The sequence below is a fragment of the Streptomyces sp. NPDC001985 genome, from assembly GCF_040296845.1.
Lineage (GTDB): Bacteria > Actinomycetota > Actinomycetes > Streptomycetales > Streptomycetaceae > Streptomyces.
Map to the genome: position 1 here is coordinate 39,512 of NZ_JBEOYB010000044.1, position 15,702 is coordinate 55,213.

General features: G+C 73.4%; 14 protein-coding genes. 6 read left to right on the plus strand and 8 right to left on the minus strand.

Annotation, left to right across the window (positions count from 1 at the left end):
- Positions 1-4: 4 nt before the first annotated feature.
- The 5 genes from cseB to ABT122_RS20685 all read right to left on the minus strand — a co-directional run bounded on the left by cseB (position 5) and on the right by ABT122_RS20685 (position 4,339).
- Entirely contained in the window at positions 5-703 is a 699-nt protein-coding gene (gene cseB / locus ABT122_RS20665; RefSeq protein ID WP_351554022.1) for a two-component system response regulator CseB, read from the minus strand.
- Positions 704-712: 9 nt separating this feature from the next.
- The gene (locus ABT122_RS20670; RefSeq protein ID WP_351554025.1) at positions 713-1,345 is read right to left on the minus strand and encodes a hypothetical protein; all 633 of its coding nucleotides are present in this window, start codon (positions 1,343-1,345) and stop codon (positions 713-715) included.
- Positions 1,346-1,443: 98 nt separating this feature from the next.
- Positions 1,444-2,139: a SigE family RNA polymerase sigma factor gene (locus ABT122_RS20675; protein WP_351554028.1), complete on the minus strand. Its 696-nt coding sequence runs from the start codon at positions 2,137-2,139 to the stop codon at positions 1,444-1,446.
- A gap of 536 nt (positions 2,140-2,675) precedes the next feature.
- Complete coding sequence (locus tag ABT122_RS20680) at positions 2,676-3,581, minus strand: HhH-GPD family protein (RefSeq protein ID WP_351554031.1); 906 nt, start codon at positions 3,579-3,581, stop codon at positions 2,676-2,678.
- Positions 3,582-3,712: 131 nt separating this feature from the next.
- Entirely contained in the window at positions 3,713-4,339 is a 627-nt protein-coding gene (locus tag ABT122_RS20685; protein WP_351554034.1) for a phosphatase PAP2 family protein, read from the minus strand.
- A gap of 174 nt (positions 4,340-4,513) precedes the next feature.
- On the opposite strand from ABT122_RS20685, the gene ABT122_RS20690 reads away from it, so the two are divergent.
- The gene (locus ABT122_RS20690) at positions 4,514-5,416 is read left to right on the plus strand and encodes a hypothetical protein (protein WP_351554037.1); all 903 of its coding nucleotides are present in this window, start codon (positions 4,514-4,516) and stop codon (positions 5,414-5,416) included.
- 148 nt (positions 5,417-5,564) lie between these two features.
- On the opposite strand, the gene disA is transcribed toward ABT122_RS20690, so the two are convergent.
- Together disA and radA are read right to left on the minus strand one after the other, a co-directional pair.
- Positions 5,565-6,689 carry a DNA integrity scanning diadenylate cyclase DisA gene (gene disA / locus ABT122_RS20695; protein WP_351554040.1) on the minus strand — a complete coding sequence of 375 codons (1,125 nt, stop codon included), beginning with the start codon at positions 6,687-6,689 and terminating at the stop codon, positions 5,565-5,567.
- 44 nt (positions 6,690-6,733) lie between these two features.
- Positions 6,734-8,200, minus strand: a complete 1,467-nt coding sequence (gene radA / locus ABT122_RS20700; RefSeq protein ID WP_351554043.1) for a DNA repair protein RadA — start codon at positions 8,198-8,200, stop codon at positions 6,734-6,736.
- Between the two features lie 208 nt (positions 8,201-8,408).
- On the opposite strand from radA, the gene ABT122_RS20705 reads away from it, so the two are divergent.
- On the plus strand, positions 8,409-9,995 hold the full coding sequence (locus ABT122_RS20705; protein ID WP_351554046.1) for a BACON domain-containing protein: 1,587 nt from the start codon (positions 8,409-8,411) through the stop codon (positions 9,993-9,995).
- A gap of 224 nt (positions 9,996-10,219) precedes the next feature.
- Here ABT122_RS20705 and ABT122_RS20710 read toward each other — a convergent pair whose 3' ends face one another.
- Positions 10,220-11,020, minus strand: coding sequence for a DUF3109 family protein (locus tag ABT122_RS20710; protein WP_351554048.1), 801 nt, complete (start codon positions 11,018-11,020; stop codon positions 10,220-10,222).
- 40 nt (positions 11,021-11,060) lie between these two features.
- Between ABT122_RS20710 and ABT122_RS20715 the strand changes: the two genes are divergently transcribed.
- The 4 genes from ABT122_RS20715 (at position 11,061) to ilvD (ending at position 15,505) form a co-directional block, all read left to right on the plus strand.
- A complete protein-coding gene (locus ABT122_RS20715) occupies positions 11,061-11,993 on the plus strand; it encodes a Ppx/GppA family phosphatase (RefSeq protein ID WP_351554051.1) in 933 nt (310 codons plus the stop codon).
- 26 nt (positions 11,994-12,019) lie between these two features.
- Complete coding sequence (locus ABT122_RS20720; RefSeq protein ID WP_351554054.1) at positions 12,020-12,937, plus strand: sugar phosphate isomerase/epimerase family protein; 918 nt, start codon at positions 12,020-12,022, stop codon at positions 12,935-12,937.
- Positions 12,934-13,554, plus strand: a complete 621-nt coding sequence (locus ABT122_RS20725) for a TetR/AcrR family transcriptional regulator (RefSeq protein WP_351554057.1) — start codon at positions 12,934-12,936, stop codon at positions 13,552-13,554. Before ABT122_RS20720 ends, ABT122_RS20725 begins: the two co-directional genes overlap by 4 nt.
- Positions 13,555-13,654: 100 nt before the next feature.
- Positions 13,655-15,505 (plus strand): dihydroxy-acid dehydratase, encoded by a 1,851-nt coding sequence (ilvD, locus tag ABT122_RS20730; RefSeq protein ID WP_351554060.1) that lies wholly within the window; start codon positions 13,655-13,657, stop codon positions 15,503-15,505.
- Positions 15,506-15,702 lie beyond the last annotated feature (197 nt).

Consider the following 15,702-nt stretch of genomic DNA (forward strand, 5'->3'; position numbering starts at 1 on the left):
CGCCTCATGCCTTGAGCTTGTAGCCGAAGCCGCGGACCGTCTCGATCCGGTCCTGGCCGATCTTGGTGCGCAGCCGCTGGACATGGACGTCCACCACCCGGGTGTCACCGCCCCAGCCGTAGTCCCAGACCCGCTCCAGCAGCTTGTCCCGGGACAGAACGGTGCCGGGCACCGAGGAGAACTCCAGCAGCAGCCGCATCTCGGTCGGCGTCAGCGCGACCGGCGCCCCCGCCTTCCGCACCTCCATGCCCTCCGGGTCGACCTCCAGATCGCCGAAGGTCAGCAGCGCGCCCTGGGCGTTCTGGCCGCCGTCGGCGGGAGCGCCGCCGCCCGCGTGGCCGAAGCGGCGCAGCACCGCCCGGATACGGGCGACCAGCACCGCGCCGTCGAAGGGCTTGGTCACATAGTCGTCGGCGCCGGCCTCCAGGCCCAGCACCACATCGATCGAGTCGGCCCGCGCCGAGAGCATGATCACCGGCACGGTCGACTCGTCGCGGATGCGCCGGCACAGACTCACCCCGTCGAGCCCCGGGACCATCACATCGAGCAGCGCGATGTCCGGGCGGTCCGCGCGGAACGCCTCCAGGCCCAGGAGCCCGTCCGGCATCGCGGTGACCACGAAGCCGTGCCGCTCCAGCGCGAGCTGGGTCGCCTCACGGATGACATCGTCGTCCTCGACGAACAGCACATGGGTGTCGGCCATCCGGTGCTCTCAGTTCTCGCTCGGGGGTGGATCGGTCGGCTCGGGGTCGGTGAACTCGTCCTCGTCGGCGGTCCGGCCGAGTTCATTGCGCACCCAGTGCAGCTTGGTGAACCGGCCGTCCGACCAGTGGTAGGTGGTGATCTCCTCGACGGACGGCGAGGCCACCGGGTCGCGCTCCGTGTAGACGGGCCGGGTCACCACCAGATCGCCCCGGTCGATGTTCGCGTAGACCGCGGGTTCCTCGGAGGTGAAGACATTCTCGTACGTCGTGCCGCTCGCCCGGTACACATAGGTGCCGAGACCGACCCCGTCGGCGCAGGTCATCACATTGACCACCACGTCCGGCACCGCGCCGCCGGTCATGTTCCCGTGGGTGGTGTCGATCGGGTAGTCGCCGCGGGTGCAGGGCTTGAGACCGGCCTTGACCCGCGCGTCGACCTCCGGATCGTTCTTGATCAGCTTCACCGGGTCGACATCGGAGGTGTCCTTCGGCGCCCCGTCCGTGTCGGGACCCGTCGCGTTCGGGTTGGCCACCGCCTCGGCCTGGGCCGAGCCCTCGTCCTTGACCCCGCCGCCGCCCGTGGTGCAGCCCGTGAGCAGCCCGAGGGCGGCGAACACGGCGATGGCCGCCGCGCCCGCCACCCGGGACCCGCGAACACGCCGGCCCGGAGGGCTCGCGCCCCCCGGTCCGGCGTCCGGGACGTTCCCTGGGCCGCCCCGCGGACTGCCCCCCTGGCCTGTCAGGCCGCGCACCGCTCCTGCCCCCACTCGTCGTCACTCCGCCGCCGCACCCCGCAGGCCGTGCCGCGCTCCCGCGCACGGGTGTCGAGACCCCGGTCCAGATCCCCCAGACCCAGCGCCCCGTCCTGCGGAACCCGGCTCTCCGGAACCCTGCCCTCCGGAACCCGGCCGCCGAACCCTCGGCCCGCCGGCTCACCGCTCTGCAGGTTCCGGCTCTCCAGCTCCTGACGGAGCCGCGCCAGCGCCCGGTGCAGTGTGCTCTTCACGGTACCCGCCGACATGCCCAGAGCGGCAGCGGTCTCCTCGGTGCTCATCTGCTCCCAGTGACGCAGCACCACCACACTGCGCTGCTTGGGGGCGAGCACCTTCAGCACGTCCATCAGCAGGGCACGGTCCGCGCGCTGGTCACTGCCGTCCTCGACGCAGGCATCGGGCAACTGCTCGGTGGGCACCTCTTCGAGCTTGCGCGCCCGCCACCACTCCGTCCGCGTATTGATCATCACCCGGCGGAGGTAGGCATCGGCGAGGGACTTGTCCGCGATGCCGTCCCAGCGGCCGTAGGTGCGGGCCAGCGCGGTCTGCAGCAGATCCTGGGCGTCGATGGGGTCGGGGACCAGCCGCCGGGCGCTGCGCAGCAGCGCCTCCTGCCGGGTGCGTACGTACTCCTCGAAGCCGAGCACCTCGCCGTGCGCCATTCCAACCGCCTCCGTCCCCGTGACAAGCACCGCGTTCCGTTACGTCAGAAGTTACGGAGCAGTTGTCACGGCGCTGTGCGGGGAAGCCGTCGGCGGGCGCACGGCCATCCATCGGTTGTGTAACAGCGAATGTTTCACGGCCGGTTCGGTGGGGAATACGGGGCTTCGCCCCGAGGGGCCGGGTGTGCCCGTGCCTCCGGCTGGGGCACGGTTGGCCGTACGCCCGGGGCGGTCACGGACCCGGCCGTGCGTCCCGGTGGCCCGGGGCCGGTGCCCCCGGGGCCGGTGGCCCGGGGCCGGGTGTACGGGTCGGTGGTCCGGGCGGATCGTACGGTCCGGTGGTGCCCGGGCCGGCCGTACAGGCCGGTGGCCCGGGACGGGTGCCTCCGGCTGGGCGCGTGGCTTGGCCGTACGGACGGGCGCTCACAGGTTGGTGGCCCGGCCCGGGCGGGCCGACGGCACCGGGCTGGTGGTCCCGGTTGGCCGTCCAGGCCGGTGCGCCGGGGCGGGGTTCGGGGGCGCCCTGCCGGGGCGGTTCACCCCGGCAGCCGGTACATCCCCTCCGCGAGCGGCTCCACCAGCCCGTCCGCCACCAGCCCGTCCAGCGCCCGCGCCCGCTGCACCGGCTCGTGCCAGACCGCGTCGAGCGCCGACTGCGGCACCTCGCCGTGCGCCTCCCGCAGCACCGCCAGCAGCTTGCCGCGCACCTGGCGGTCGGTGCCCGCGTAGGTCTGGCCGCGCCGGGCGGGGCCCTCGTGGGCGGGCTTCCCGGCCAGCCGCCAGGCGCACCGCGCCGCGATGGGACAGCGCGCGCAGTCCTCGTTCCGGGCCGTGCACACCAGCGCGCCCAGCTCCATCGAGGCCGCCGCCCAGCGCGACGCCGTCCCCTCGTCCTCGGGCAGCAGCGCACGGGCGAGCTTGCGCTCCGCCGCGGTCGTCGCCGTCGGCGGGTACTGGATACCGGTCGCCGCGCGGGCCAGCACCCGCCGCACATTGGTGTCCAGGACGGCGTGCCGCTGCCCGTACGCGAAGGAGGCGACGGCCGCCGCGGTGTACTCGCCGATCCCGGGCAGCGCGAGGAGCTGGGCGTGGTCGCTGGGCACATCGCCGCCGTGCCGCTCCGTTATCGCCTGCGCGGCCCCGTGCAGCCGGAGCGCGCGGCGCGGATAGCCGAGCCGGCCCCAGGCGCGCACGGCCTCCCCGCTGGCCTCGGCCGCCAGATCGGCGGGCCGGGGCCAGCGGGCCAGCCACTGCTCGTACACCGGGAGCACCCGGCTGACCGGAGTCTGCTGCAGCATGAACTCGCTGACCATCACCCCCCACGCGCCCGCCTCGGGGCGGCGCCAGGGCAGATCGCGGGCGTGCTGGTCGAACCAGGCGATGACGGGAGTGTGCAGGGCGGCGGCGTCGGCGGGGGCGAGGTCTGTGGTGGTGTCAGTCATGGCACTGACGATCCTGGCACGACCGGGGGAGCCGGTGGTGCATACGCTCCGGACGGGTGGGCTAAGCGGCGGAGGGATGTACGCGCCGGCTCCCGGGCGCCCGGGGCCGTTCGGGTGGCCCGGCCGGAGGGTCAGCCGCGCCCCGACGCACCCGGACCCGGACCCGCGAACCAGACCACCGGGGCGTACCGGCTCGTGCGCACCGCGGCCAGGAGCGACGACGCCGGGCGGGCGAGCAGGACCATGAGGACCGCCGCCACCACCGCGCCGAGCACCATGCCGACGATCACATCGTGCGGATAGTGCACCCCCACGAAGACCCGGGAGAACGCCATCAGCAGCGCCATCGGCACGGCCGCCCACACCAGCACCGGCCGGGCGAGGGCGAGCGCGACCGCCGCCGCCCCCGCGATCGAGGCGTGATTGCTGGGGAAGGACCAGTCCCCGGTGGGCGGGCAGGCCACCAGGGACGCCGCCGCGTCCGTCACCGTCCGGCACGGGCGCTCCTCGTCGAACACCGTCTTGAGCGATTCGCTGATCACATATCCGGCCGCGGTCGCCAGGGGGGCGAGCACGGCCACGGCTATCGCGGACGCGCTCTGCGCGCGCGCCCGCCACCAGACGGTGAGGAAGAGCGCGCCGAAGACCAGAAGCCCGGCCTCGGTCCAAACCCCGGCGAGGTGCTGGACCCAGGAAGGGGACGACTCGGCCAGTTCGGTGATGTCGCGGTACAGGCCGCGGGTGATGCTGCTGTCCATGATCACTGACCGTACCCGGCGGACCCGAACCGTCACCCGCAGCGATCGTCCACCGCCGCCCCCGACGAAAGGAGGGGGTGACCGGGGCCCATCCGGGATGATGATCAGCAGAACTTGGCGCGTAGGCGGCGGGTGGGACCGGAGTTGGCCGGGTTCTCTCGTAGAGTTTGGTACGTGGGATCTCTGCGCAATCCGATCGGGCCGCTCCCCTCCTCCATCTACTGGCGCCGGAGGGCCATCGCGCTGGCCCTGGCCGCGCTGCTCCTGCTGCTGGGCATCTGGGCGCTCAGCACCCGAGGCGGGGGCGGGGGCGACGACGACAACGCCAACGGCGCCTCCAGCAGGGCCCCTTCGACGATCGAGCCGGGCCCCTCCCGCTCCGGCCCCGCGATCAGCGAACAGCCGGGCGGGCGCGAGGACTCCGGTGGCCCGGACTCCGGTACGTCGCCCGGCGCCGGTGACGGCACCGGCCCCGGCCCCGGCGGCCCGGGCAGTGGTTCCACCGGCCCCGGCGGCGGCGCAAACGCCGGTTCGGGCGGTGGCCCGGGTGGCGATTCGGATGGCGGCTCCGGTGGTCCCGGCGGCTCCGGCGACAGCGGTACGGAGGGTTCCGGCGGCTCCGGCGGCGGCGCGGGCTCCGGCGGCCCGGCCGGCCAGCGGGTCCGGGCCGGCTCCCCCCTGCCCGACTGCCCCTCCGGCGCACTGGAGTTGACCCTCACCACCCGCAACGACTACGCGCCGGACCAGAAGCCGTCCTTCCGGCTCAACGCCCGCAACACCTCGGCCACCGACTGCAAGGCGGACCTCGGACCCGCCGGCGCGGTCCTCACCATCCGGGACAACGCCGCCGAGGAGGTGTGGTCGTCGAAGGACTGCCCGCGCCCCGGGGGCAGCCTGCTGCTCCGGGTCCCCGCCCAGGCCACGATCACCCACACCGTGGAGTGGGACCGCCGGATGAGCGAGCCCCGGTGCGCGACCCCGCCGGCCGGCGCGGTCCCCGCCGGCACCTATCTGGTCGAGCTGCGCTTCCCGGGCGAGCCGATGAGCCAGCGCTCCTTCGTCCTCAAGAAGGACTGACGAGCGAAGGACTGACGAGCCACCCCCGCCCCGGCACAGCGCGGAGGCCGCCACGGAAGATCCGTGGCGGCCTCCGCCCGTCGTGCCCGTCGTGCGCGTCGTGCCCGTCGTGCGCGCTGTCGCGGGGAACGGAAAGGGCCCGGGCCCGCTACACGTACCGTTCGAGAATGGAGGACTCGGCGAGACGGGACAGCCCCTCCCGGACACTCCTCGCTCGGGCCTCGCCGACGCCGTCCACGGTCTGGAGGTCGTCCACGCTCGCCGCGAGCAGCTTCTGCAACCCCCCGAAGTGCTCCACCAGCCGCTCGATGATGGCTCCGGGGAGCCTCGGCACCTTCGCCAGCAGCCGGTAACCGCGGGGCGAGACAGCCGAATCCAGGGTCTCGGGAGAGCCGCTGTACCCCAGCGCCCGCGCCACTATGGGCAGTTCCAGCAGCTCGGTGTGGGTGAGGGCGTCCAGTTCGGAGAGCGCCTCACCGACCGTGCGGGAGCGCTTGGCGGTCGGCTCGGGCACATAGTCGCGCACCACCAGCTCCCGCTCGGGCTCCACTCCCGCGATCAGCTCGTCGAGCTGGAGCGAGAGCAGCCGGCCGTCCGTGCCCAACTCGACGACGTACTCGGCGATCTCGGTGGCGATCCGGCGGACCATCTCCAGCCGCTGGGCGACGGCGGTGACATCCCGGACCGTGACCAGGTCCTCGATCTCCAGCGCGGAGAGCGTCCCCGCCACCTCGTCGAGGCGGAGCTTGTACCGCTCCAGGGTCGCCAGCGCCTGATTGGCCCGGGAGAGGATCGCGGCCGACTCCTCCAGGACCCGGCGCTCCCCGTCCACGTACAGCGCGATCAGACGCATCGACTGGGAGACGGAGATCACCGGGAAGCCGCACTGGCGGGAGACCCGGTCGGCCGTGCGGTGCCGGGTGCCGGTCTCGTCCGTGGGGATCGAGGCGTCCGGCACCAGCTGCACCCCCGCCCGGTGGATTCTGGTGGCGTCCTTGTCGAGGATCAGGGCGCCGTCCAGCTTGCACAGCTCGCGCAGCCGGGTGGCGGCGAACTCCACGTCCAGGACGAAGCCCCCCGTACACATCGACTCGACGGTCTTGTCCATGCCCAGGACGATCAACCCTCCGGTGTTGCCCCGCAGGATGCGCTCCAGGCCGTCGCGGAGCGCGGTGCCGGGAGCGACCGCGCTCAGGGCGGCGCGGATCAGTGCTTCGTTGCCGGAGCCCGCGCCGGACTTTCCGGGTGCTGATGCCCGGTCGTTGGCTGCCACTGCACTCCTCCGGCTCGTACGGATGGGCGAGACCAGGGCAAAGTCTACCGGCGAGTGTCGCCGCCCCGTGGGGCCTCCGCCCGCTCTCTGCGCGGAGCCCCGCCCGAGGCACCCCCGGAGCCCTCATCCTGCCCCCGCTTCCGGCCGCGCGGAAGCACTCCGAGAGCCTCACCCACATCGGCCACTTCCGTCACCGTCATCCCCGCCGGGACCCTGCCGGGGTCGGCCGGGACCAGGGCGTGGGTGAAGCCGAGCCGATGGGCCTCGGCCAGCCGGCGCTGTACGCCGGTGACCCGCCGGACCTCGCCCGCGAGGCCGACCTCGCCGATGGCCACCAGGTTCTTCGGCAGCGGGGAATCGGTGGCGGCCGACGCCAGCGCCAGCGCGATGGCGAGATCCGCCGCCGGCTCGGAGAGCTTCACCCCGCCGACCGTCGCACTGTAGATGTCGCGCTTGCCGAGGGCGGTGATCCGGCCGCGCTGCTCCAGCACGGCGAGCATCATCGAGACCCGGGAGGTCTCCAGACCCGAGGTGGTGCGCCGGGGGGAGGGGATCTGCGAATCGACGGTGAGCGCCTGCACCTCGGCCACCAGAGGGCGCTTGCCCTCCAGTGTCACCGTCAGACAGGTGCCGGGCACCGGCGCGTCCCTGCGGGTGAGGAAGAGGCCCGAGGGGTCGGTGAGGCCGTTGATCCCCTCGTCGGTCAGCTCGAAACAGCCGACCTCGTCGGTCGCCCCGTAACGGTTCTTGATGCCCCGGACCAGCCGCAGCCGGGCATGGCGGTCCCCCTCGAAGTGCAGCACCACATCGACGAGGTGCTCCAGCAGCCGCGGCCCGGCGATCGCGCCGTCCTTGGTGACATGGCCCACCAGCAGCGTGGACATACCGCGCTCCTTGGAGGCGCGGATCAGCGCGCCCGCGACCTCCCGGACCTGCGCCATGCCGCCGGGCGCCCCGTCGATCTCCGGGGAGGCCACGGTCTGCACCGAGTCCATGATGAGCAGGGAGGGCTTGACCGCGTCCAGATGGCCCAGCACGGCGGAGAGATCGGTCTCGGCGGCGAGATAGAGGTGGTCGTGCAGGGCGCCGATCCGGTCGGCGCGCAGCCGGACCTGACTCGCCGACTCCTCGCCGGTGACATAGAGGGTGCGGTGGACATCGCTCGCGGCCTTCGCGGCGACATCGAGCAGCAGGGTGGACTTGCCCACGCCGGGCTCGCCCGCCAGCAGCACCACCGCGCCGGGCACCAGACCGCCGCCCAGCACCCGGTCCAGCTCCGCGACGCCCGTGGAGCGGGCGGTCGCCTGCCGGCCGTCGACCTGGCCGATGGGGAGGGCTGCGGTGGAGACCCGGCCGGCCGCGGTGGTCCGCACGGCGGGCGCGCCGTACTCCTCGACCGTCCCCCAGGCCTGGCACTCGGGGCAGCGGCCGAGCCACTTGGCCGTGGTCCATCCGCACTCGGTGCAGCGGTAGGACGGACGGTCCTTTGCGGTCTTCGTACGGGCAGCCATGCGGAAACCGTAGCGGTGCCCACTGACAGCGCGGCCCCCGCCCGCCCCGCACCCCCGTGCACCCGCACGGCGAGGAGAGGTGACACGCGTCATCCGGGAAGGAAACGCCGCCACCTGTACCCCATCGAGCGAACTGTTCACCCGTAAGAAGTAAAACCGCTCAAGAGGTGCGAACCGGGTGCCGCCCTGCGCCTACGGTCTCGGCGTGATGAGCAGCAGGCTGGAACCACCCACACAGACCGACGGCGCACCCCGCTCGGGCCGGCGTGCTCCACGACCCGCGCCGCAGCGGTCGCCGGCCCGCTACGAGCCGTATCTCAACGGGCTGTTCACCTACTGCCTCTCCGTGCTCTGCGACCACGACGCCGCGACCGCCCTCCTCGGCGAGGTGCTCGCCGTCGCGGACCGCCACCACGGGCGCGGCCCCGCACCCGAGGCCGAGCGCAAGGCCTGGCTGTACGCGCTGGCCCGCTGGGCCTGTCTGCGGCGGCTGGCCGAACAGCGCCGGGCCCGCCGGGGCGCGCACACCGGCCGGCCCGCGGTCTCCGAGGAACGGCCGCGCGTCCCCGAGGCGACCGCCGAGCTCCGCCGCGCCGAGCTGGCGCTCCTCGCCTGGCCCGAGGCGGCCGGCACCTCCCCCGAACAGCGCGACGCCCTCGAACTCGCGGTGCGCCACGGCCTGGCCCCCCGGGAGGTCGCCGCCGTGCTCGGCCTCGACCCGCTCTCCGCCCGGGAGCTGCTCGCCGCCGCGGCCTGCGAGGTGGAGCGCACCCGGGCGGCGCTCGCGGTGGTGGAGACCGGGGGCTGTCCCACCGTCGCCCGGCTCGCCGGGGACCACCGGGTCCTGCTCTCCACGGCCCTGCGCACCGAGCTGGTCCGGCATGTCGACGACTGTCCCCGCTGCCGCCGCGCGGCCGAGCGGGCCGGGGCGGACGGGCCCTGGCCGGGGTCCCAGGTCACCCCCGACACCCTGCCGCTGGTCCCCGCGCCCCGGAGCGCGGGCTGTCTCTCGCCGCGCCACGGCCCCCGGGGGCGGGCCGGCTCCCCCCGCTTCGGCCCGACCGGCTTCCCGCTCGACCCCAAGGACCACGCCGCCCGGCGCGACCGGCTGCGGGCCCGCGCGGTGACCACCACCGTCGTCGCCACGGTGGTGGCCGCGCCGGTCCTGGCGCTGTGGGCGGCCTACCGGGGCGCCCCGCCGGCGGGGGAGGGGCGGCACGACGGGACCCCGGTGAGCGCCACGGAGAGCGACCGGGTGCCGGGGGAGGAGTACGACCGCTACCAGAACGCGGGCAGCCCGGACGGAGAACCGGGCCCCCGTTTCACGGCGGACCCCCGCTCCCCGTCCGGCCCGGGGAGAGTCGCCGGTACGGCCCCGTCCGCGCCGCCGGTCCGCCCGGGCAGGCTCACGGTCGCGTCGGAGACCACCGGCGAGACGGCCCGGATCACCCTCAGGGCCTCGGGCGGCGCGCCGGTGCGGTGGACGGTGTGGACGGACGCCTCGTGGGTGCGGCTGAGCAGGACCTCGGGGGTGCTGCGGCCGGGGGAGGAGGTGACGGTGCGGGTGGGGGTCGGGGAGGGGGAGCCGGTGGGGGAGTGGAGGGCGCGTGTGGGGGTGAATCCGGCGGGCGAGGTGATCCCCCTGCGGGGCGAGGGCGCCCCGCCCCCTTCCGCACCCGCCACGTCGCTCTCCCCGGCCCCGTCCTCGCCGCTGCCTCCTTCGCCCTCCCTGTCCGTGTCTCCTTCCCCACCACCCCCACCCACTTCCCCACCCCCACCTTCCCCCACCCCCTGACCCCACCCCGAGCAACCTCAGCCCACCCCGAGCATCCCCAGCCGGTCAGGCAAATCCAGCCCGTCCGGCGTTTGAGGACGGACCCCGCACCCCGGGCGCCCCGAGCATCCCCAGCCGGTCAGGCAAATCCAGCCCGTCCGGCGTTTGAGGACGGACCCCGCACCACAGGACCCCGCACCCTGCGGCCCCCGGTCCGCGAGCCCCCCCCAGCCCGCCGCCAAGAACTAACCGTCCGCCGGATGCGGAGCCACCAGCGGAAGCTGCGTCGCGAGGCGCGCCTCGCACAGAGAGGCCAGCACCTCGTACGCCTCCTTGCCCATCATCTCGATCAGCTCCGGCCGATACGTCACATACACCGCGTCCCCCGCCCCATGCGCCGACGTCGCCGAAGTGCACCACCAGTGCAGATCATGCCCCCCGGGCCCCCACCCCCTCCTGTCGTACTCCCCGATCGACACCTTCAGCACCTTCGTGTCGTCCGGCCGCTCCACCCAGTCGTACGTCCGCCGCACCGGCAGCTGCCAGCACACATCCGGCTTGGTCTCCAGCGGCTCCCGCCCCTCCCGCAGCGCGAGGATGTGCAGCGAGCACCCCGCGCCCCCGGCGAACCCGGGCCGGTTCTGGAAGATGCACGACCCCTTCCAGCGGCGCGTCTGGCGCTCACCGTCCTCGTCCTCCTCCACCCATCCCGAGTCCGTCCCCACCCCGTGGAACTCCCAGAGGTCCGGAGTGAGCCGTTCCACATGCTCCGCGACCCGCTCCTCGTCCTCCTCGTCGGAGAAGTGGGCGCCCAGCGTGCAGCACCCGTCGTCCGCGCGCCCCGCCGCGATCCCCTGGCAGCCGCTGCCGAAGATGCAGCTCCACCGGGAGGTCAGCCAGGTCAGATCGCAGCGGAATACCTGTTCGTCGTCGGCCGGGTCGGGGAACTCCACCCACGCCCGGGGGAAGTCCAGCCCCTTCTCGTCGCCCTGGATCGTCTTCGGGGGCCCGGCTTTGCCCTGCTTCGCCTTTTTCGTCTTTGGCACAGGGCAAGGGTATGTCCGCTCTCGCAGTAGCGTTCGGTGCATGAGACTCGGAGTCCTCGACGTCGGTTCGAACACGGTGCACCTGCTGGTGGTGGACGCGCACCCCGGCGCACGCCCCCTCCCCGCCCACTCGCACAAGGCGGAGCTGCGCCTGGCCGAATTGCTCGCCCCCGACGGCGCCATCGGCCCGGCGGGAGTCGACCGGCTCGTCGAAACCATCCACCGGGCGGTGCGGGCCGCCGAGGACCAGGGCTGTGAGCAGGTCCTCAGCTTCGCCACCTCCGCCGTCCGGGATGCCACCAACGCCGATCTCGTCCTCGCCCGCGTCCGCGCCGAGACCGAGGTCGACCTCCAGGTCCTCACCGGCGCGGACGAGGCCCGCCTCACCTTCCTCGCCGCCCGCCGCTGGTTCGGCTGGTCCGCCGGGAAGCTCCTGGTCATCGATATCGGCGGCGGCTCCCTGGAGATCGCCTACGGGATAGACGAGGAGCCCGACGCCGCCGTCTCCCTCCCCCTGGGCGCCGGCCGCCTCACCGCCGCCTCCCTCCCGGGCGACCCGCCCACCGCCGAGGACGTGCGGGCCCTGCGCCGTCACATCCGTACCGAGATCGCCCGCACGGTCGGCGAGTTCAGCCGCTTCGGACGCCCGGACCACATCGTCGCCACCTCCAAGACCTTCAAGCAGCTGGCCCGTATCGCCGGCGCCGCCCGTGACGCGGACGGTCTGTACGTCCAGCGCGAACTGAGCCGTAAATCACTCCAGGACTGGGTCCCCAAACTCGCCGCCATGACCGTCGAGGAGCGCGCCGCCCTCCCCGGCGTCTCCCTCGGCCGCGCCCGCCAGCTGCTGGCCGGCGCCCTGGTCGCGGAGGGCGCCATGGACCTCTTCGGCGCCCAGGAACTGGAGATCTGCCCCTGGGCCCTGCGCGAGGGCGTGATCCTCCGCCGCCTGGACCACCTCCCCGCTGCCTAGGCCCCGGGCCCCGTACCCTGTTTCCCGTGGCAGATCCAGCAGCGCGCACCCCCGACGTGAAGGTTGTCCTGTCGACGGCCTCGGTCTACCCGGAGTCGACGGCGACCGCCTTCGAGACCGCCGCGCGCCTGGGGTACGACGGTGTGGAGGTCATGGTCTGGACGGACCCGGTCAGCCAGGACATCGAGGCCCTGCGCCGGCTCTCCGACTACCACGGGGTCCCGGTGCTCGCGGTCCACGCGCCCTGTCTGCTGATCACCCAGCGGGTCTGGTCCACCGACCCCTGGGTGAAGCTCCAGCGGGCGCGGGCCGCCGCCGAGAAGCTGGGCGCGTCGACCGTCGTCGTCCATCCGCCCTTCCGCTGGCAGCGGCAGTACGCCCGTGACTTCGTCACCGGGATCTGGCGGATGGCGGACGAGACGGATGTGCGGTTCGCGGTCGAGAACATGTACCCGTGGCGGTACCGGGACCGCGAGATGCTCGCGTACGCCCCGGAGTGGGATGTCACCAAGGACGACTACCGCCACTTCACCATCGATCTCTCGCACACCGCGACCTCCCGCTCGGACACCATGGCGATGGTCGACCGGATGGGCGACCGCCTCGGCCATGTCCACCTCGCCGACGGCAAGGGCTCGGCGAAGGACGAGCACCTGGTGCCCGGCCGGGGCGACCAGCCCTGCGCCGAGCTGCTGGAGCGGCTGACCCGTACCGGCTTCGACGGCCATGTGGTGATCGAGGTGAACACCCGGCGGGCCATGTCCGCGGCCGAGCGCGAGGCCGACCTCGCCGAGGCCCTCGCCTTCGCCCGGCTGCACCTCTCCTCCCAGCCCTCCCAGCCCTCCCAGCCCTCCCACTCCTCCCCGGCGGAAGCGCGCGACCCCCGGCATCCCCGGCACCCCGGCGACCCCCGGGGGGTACGGGACGGAGCGCGCCGTTCATGACGGGCGGCGGCGCGACCACCCCCCGCCGCCGAGGCCGGCCCGCCCGCGGCGCGGAGCCCCCGGGCCCCGGCGCCCGGCAGCGCATCCTGGAGGCGGCCCGCACGGAGTTCGCCGAGCGCGGTTACGACAAGACCACCATGCGCGGTGTCGCACGGGCCGCCGGGGTGGACGCCGCCCTCGTCCACCACTACTTCGGCACCAAGGACGAGGTCTTCGCCGCCGCGATCGAGGTCACCTTCGAACCGGCGGTGGTCCTCCCCGCGATCCTCGGCCGGGGCACGGACGGCATCGGCGAACGGCTCGCCCGCTTCTTCATCGGCGTCTGGGAGAACCCCGCCACCCGCGCGCCGCTGCTCGCGATCGTCCGCTCGGCGCTCACCCACGACGCGGCGGCCGGGGTGCTGCGGGAATTCGTGCTGCGGCGGCTGCTGGAGCGGATCGCGGAGGAGCTGGATGTGCCCGATCCGAAGTTCCGCGCCGAACTGGGCGCCTCGCACATGATCGGGATCGTGGTGCTGCGCTATGTGATCCGGGTGGAGCCGCTGGCCTCGGCCGACCCCGAGGCCATCGTGGCCATGGTGGCCCCGACGCTCCAGCGCTATCTGACCGAGGAGTGAGCCGACCGTCCCGCATGCCGGACACTCTGTCCGGATCTTGGTCCATCGGCGTACGCTCGTAACCGGCGAAAACTCACTTACCACCGAGGAGCGAGCGACGATGCCCGAGCTGCGGTCCCGCACAGTCACCCACGGACGCAACATGGCGGGCGCCCGTGCCCTTATGCGCGCGTCGGGCGTAGCGAGCGCGGACATCGGGAAGCCGATCATCGCCGTCGCCAACTCCTTCACCGAGTTCGTGCCCGGCCACACCCACCTCCAGCCCGTCGGCCGGATCGTGAGCGAGGCCATCAAGGCGGCCGGGGCGATCCCCCGCGAGTTCAACACCATCGCGGTGGACGACGGCATCGCCATGGGCCACGGCGGAATGCTCTACTCCCTCCCCTCCCGCGACCTGATCGCTGACAGCGTGGAGTACATGGTCGAGGCGCACTGCGCCGACGCCCTGATCTGCATCTCCAACTGCGACAAGATCACCCCCGGGATGCTCAACGCGGCCCTGCGCCTCAACATCCCCACGGTCTTCGTCTCCGGCGGCCCGATGGAGGCCGGCCAGGCGACGCTGGTCGACGGCACCGTCCGCAAGCTCGACCTGATCAACGCGATCGTCGACGCCGCCGATGACAGCGTCTCGGACGCCGATGTGCTGCGCATCGAGGAGAACGCCTGCCCGACCTGCGGCTCCTGCTCCGGCATGTTCACCGCCAACTCGATGAACTGCCTCACCGAGGCCATGGGCCTCTCCCTCCCCGGCAACGGCTCGATCCTCGCCACCCACACCGCCCGCCGCGCGCTGTACGAGAACGCGGGGCGCACCGTCGTGGAGATCACCAAGCGGTACTACGAGCAGGACGACGACCGGGTCCTGCCCCGCAACATCGCCACCCGCGCGGCCTTCGAGAACGCCATGGCGCTGGACATCGCGATGGGCGGCTCCACCAACACGATCCTGCATCTGCTGGCCGCCGCGCAGGAGGCCGAGCTGGAGTACGGCCTGGACGACATCAACGCGGTGTCGCGCCGGGTGCCGTGTCTGGCGAAGGTCGCGCCGAACGTCGCCCCCGGCGGGACGTACTACATGGAGGACATCCACCGCGCGGGCGGCATCCCGGCGATCCTGGGCGAGCTGTACCGCGCCGGGCTGCTCGACGAGGACGTGCACACCGTCCACTCCCCGTCGATCAAGGACTGGCTGGAGGAGTGGGACGTCCGGGGCGGCTCCCCGTCCCCCGAGGCGGTCGAAATGTGGCACGCGGCCCCCGGGTGCAAGCGCTCGGCGGAGGCGTTCTCCCAGTCGGAGCGGTGGGAATCGCTGGACACGGACGCGGCCGGCGGCTGCATCCGGGACGCGGCCCACGCGTACAGCGAGGACGGCGGTCTCGCCGTGCTCAAGGGGAACCTCGCGGTCGACGGGTGTGTGGTGAAGACGGCCGGCGTCGACGAGTCGATCTGGACCTTCGAGGGGCCCGCGGTGGTCTGCGAGTCCCAGGAGGAGGCCGTGGACAAGATCCTCGGCAAGAAGATCAAGGAGGGTGATGTGGTGGTCATCCGCTACGAGGGCCCGCGGGGCGGCCCCGGTATGCAGGAGATGCTCTACCCCACCTCCTTCCTGAAGGGCCGGGGCCTGGGCAAGACCTGCGCCCTGGTCACGGACGGCCGCTTCTCCGGCGGCACCTCCGGCCTCTCCATCGGCCACGCCTCCCCGGAGGCGGCGTCGGGCGGCACGATCGCGCTGGTCGAGGACGGGGACCGCATCCGCATCGACATCCCCAACCGCACGATCGACCTCCTGGTCCCGGACGAGGAACTCACCGCGCGCCGCGAGGCCCTCGAGGGTGTGTACGCCCCGAAGAACCGCGAACGCAAGGTGTCGGCGGCGCTCCGCGCGTACGCCGCGATGGCCACGAGCGCGGACCGCGGAGCCGTCCGCGACATCACCAAACTCGCCTGACCCACCCTCCCGAGCCCCGGCCCGCCGCTGCGACCGCCCTCAGCAGCGGCCCGGAGCCCAAGCCCTGACCTGCGCTCCCCCTCGCCGGCCAACAAGGCACGCCACCCACCCTCCCCGGCGCGTACGAGCAACACCCATTCCAGCCCCTCCAGCGAGCCGAGGCACAAGAGCCGGCCTCGCTGGGGGTACCTCCCAGA

Bases quoted from the DNA above. Each gene is read 5' to 3' on its own strand.
- ABT122_RS20725 (WP_351554057.1), top strand. From the start codon at position 12,934: ATGACGGGCGGCGGCGCGACCACCCCCCGCCGCCGAGGCCGGCCCGCC.
- radA (WP_351554043.1), bottom strand. From the start codon at position 8,200: ATGGCTGCCCGTACGAAGACCGCAAAGGACCGTCCGTCCTACCGCTGC.
- cseB (WP_351554022.1), bottom strand. From the start codon at position 703: ATGGCCGACACCCATGTGCTGTTCGTCGAGGACGACGATGTCATCCGT.
- ABT122_RS20715 (WP_351554051.1), top strand. From the start codon at position 11,061: ATGAGACTCGGAGTCCTCGACGTCGGTTCGAACACGGTGCACCTGCTG.
- ABT122_RS20680 (WP_351554031.1), bottom strand. From the start codon at position 3,581: ATGACTGACACCACCACAGACCTCGCCCCCGCCGACGCCGCCGCCCTG.
- ABT122_RS20675 (WP_351554028.1), bottom strand. From the start codon at position 2,139: ATGGCGCACGGCGAGGTGCTCGGCTTCGAGGAGTACGTACGCACCCGG.
- ABT122_RS20685 (WP_351554034.1), bottom strand. From the start codon at position 4,339: ATGGACAGCAGCATCACCCGCGGCCTGTACCGCGACATCACCGAACTG.
- ilvD (WP_351554060.1), top strand. From the start codon at position 13,655: ATGCCCGAGCTGCGGTCCCGCACAGTCACCCACGGACGCAACATGGCG.
- ABT122_RS20705 (WP_351554046.1), top strand. From the start codon at position 8,409: ATGAGCAGCAGGCTGGAACCACCCACACAGACCGACGGCGCACCCCGC.